This is a genomic window from Pseudomonas kitaguniensis (assembly GCF_049199985.1).
GTDB classification, from domain to species: Bacteria; Pseudomonadota; Gammaproteobacteria; order Pseudomonadales; family Pseudomonadaceae; genus Aquipseudomonas; species Aquipseudomonas kitaguniensis.
In genome coordinates this window covers 1-2,254 of sequence record NZ_JBLZPT010000049.1, presented here as the reverse complement: position 1 = coordinate 2,254, position 2,254 = coordinate 1, and the positions used below count along the sequence as shown (strand labels likewise).

Genomic DNA, 2,254 nt, shown 5'->3' with positions numbered 1-2,254 from the left:
GGGTGACTGCGTACCTTTTGTATAATGGGTCAGCGACTTATTTTCAGTGGCGAGCTTAACCGAATAGGGGAGGCGTAGCGAAAGCGAGTCTTAATAGGGCGTCTAGTCGCTGGGAATAGACCCGAAACCGGGCGATCTATCCATGGGCAGGTTGAAGGTTGGGTAACACTAACTGGAGGACCGAACCGACTACCGTTGAAAAGTTAGCGGATGACCTGTGGATCGGAGTGAAAGGCTAATCAAGCTCGGAGATAGCTGGTTCTCCTCGAAAGCTATTTAGGTAGCGCCTCATGTATCACTGTAGGGGGTAGAGCACTGTTTCGGCTAGGGGGTCATCCCGACTTACCAAACCGATGCAAACTCCGAATACCTACAAGTGCCGAGCATGGGAGACACACGGCGGGTGCTAACGTCCGTCGTGAAAAGGGAAACAACCCAGACCGTCAGCTAAGGTCCCAAAGTTATGGTTAAGTGGGAAACGATGTGGGAAGGCTTAGACAGCTAGGAGGTTGGCTTAGAAGCAGCCACCCTTTAAAGAAAGCGTAATAGCTCACTAGTCGAGTCGGCCTGCGCGGAAGATGTAACGGGGCTCAAACCATACACCGAAGCTACGGGTATCACTTAGGTGATGCGGTAGAGGAGCGTTCTGTAAGCCTGTGAAGGTGAGTTGAGAAGCTTGCTGGAGGTATCAGAAGTGCGAATGCTGACATGAGTAACGACAATGGGTGTGAAAAACACCCACGCCGAAAGACCAAGGTTTCCTGCGCAACGTTAATCGACGCAGGGTTAGTCGGTCCCTAAGGCGAGGCTGAAAAGCGTAGTCGATGGAAAACAGGTTAATATTCCTGTACTTCTGGTTATTGCGATGGAGGGACGGAGAAGGCTAGGCCAGCTTGGCGTTGGTTGTCCAAGTTTAAGGTGGTAGGCTGAGATCTTAGGTAAATCCGGGATCTTAAGGCCGAGAGCTGATGACGAGTTGTCTTTTAGACGACGAAGTGGTTGATGCCATGCTTCCAAGAAAAGCTTCTAAGCTTCAGGTAACCAGGAACCGTACCCCAAACCGACACAGGTGGTTGGGTAGAGAATACCAAGGCGCTTGAGAGAACTCGGGTGAAGGAACTAGGCAAAATGGCACCGTAACTTCGGGAGAAGGTGCGCCGGTGAGGGTGAAGGACTTGCTCCGTAAGCTCATGCCGGTCGAAGATACCAGGCCGCTGCGACTGTTTATTAAAAACACAGCACTCTGCAAACACGAAAGTGGACGTATAGGGTGTGACGCCTGCCCGGTGCCGGAAGGTTAATTGATGGGGTTAGCTAACGCGAAGCTCTTGATCGAAGCCCCGGTAAACGGCGGCCGTAACTATAACGGTCCTAAGGTAGCGAAATTCCTTGTCGGGTAAGTTCCGACCTGCACGAATGGCGTAACGATGGCGGCGCTGTCTCCACCCGAGACTCAGTGAAATTGAAATCGCTGTGAAGATGCAGTGTATCCGCGGCTAGACGGAAAGACCCCGTGAACCTTTACTATAGCTTTGCACTGGACTTTGAATTTGCTTGTGTAGGATAGGTGGGAGGCTTTGAAGCGTGGACGCCAGTTCGCGTGGAGCCAACCTTGAAATACCACCCTGGCAACTTTGAGGTTCTAACTCAGGTCCGTTATCCGGATCGAGGACAGTGTATGGTGGGTAGTTTGACTGGGGCGGTCTCCTCCTAAAGAGTAACGGAGGAGTACGAAGGTGCGCTCAGACCGGTCGGAAATCGGTCGTAGAGTATAAAGGCAAAAGCGCGCTTGACTGCGAGACAGACACGTCGAGCAGGTACGAAAGTAGGTCTTAGTGATCCGGTGGTTCTGTATGGAAGGGCCATCGCTCAACGGATAAAAGGTACTCCGGGGATAACAGGCTGATACCGCCCAAGAGTTCATATCGACGGCGGTGTTTGGCACCTCGATGTCGGCTCATCACATCCTGGGGCTGAAGCCGGTCCCAAGGGTATGGCTGTTCGCCATTTAAAGTGGTACGCGAGCTGGGTTTAGAACGTCGTGAGACAGTTCGGTCCCTATCTGCCGTGGACGTTTGAGATTTGAGAGGGGCTGCTCCTAGTACGAGAGGACCGGAGTGGACGAACCTCTGGTGTTCCGGTTGTCACGCCAGTGGCATTGCCGGGTAGCTATGTTCGGAATAGATAACCGCTGAAAGCATCTAAGCGGGAAACTAGCCTCAAGATGAGATCTCACTGGAACCTTGAGTTCCCT

The 2,254-nt window shown here is 52.4% G+C and carries 1 rRNA gene (cut by a window edge); it reads left to right on the top strand.

The features are described 5' to 3' along the window. Positions 1–2,254, top strand: a 23S ribosomal RNA gene (locus ACOZK9_RS27295); its annotated part reaches 233 nt to the left of the window's first position; the annotation flags it as partial.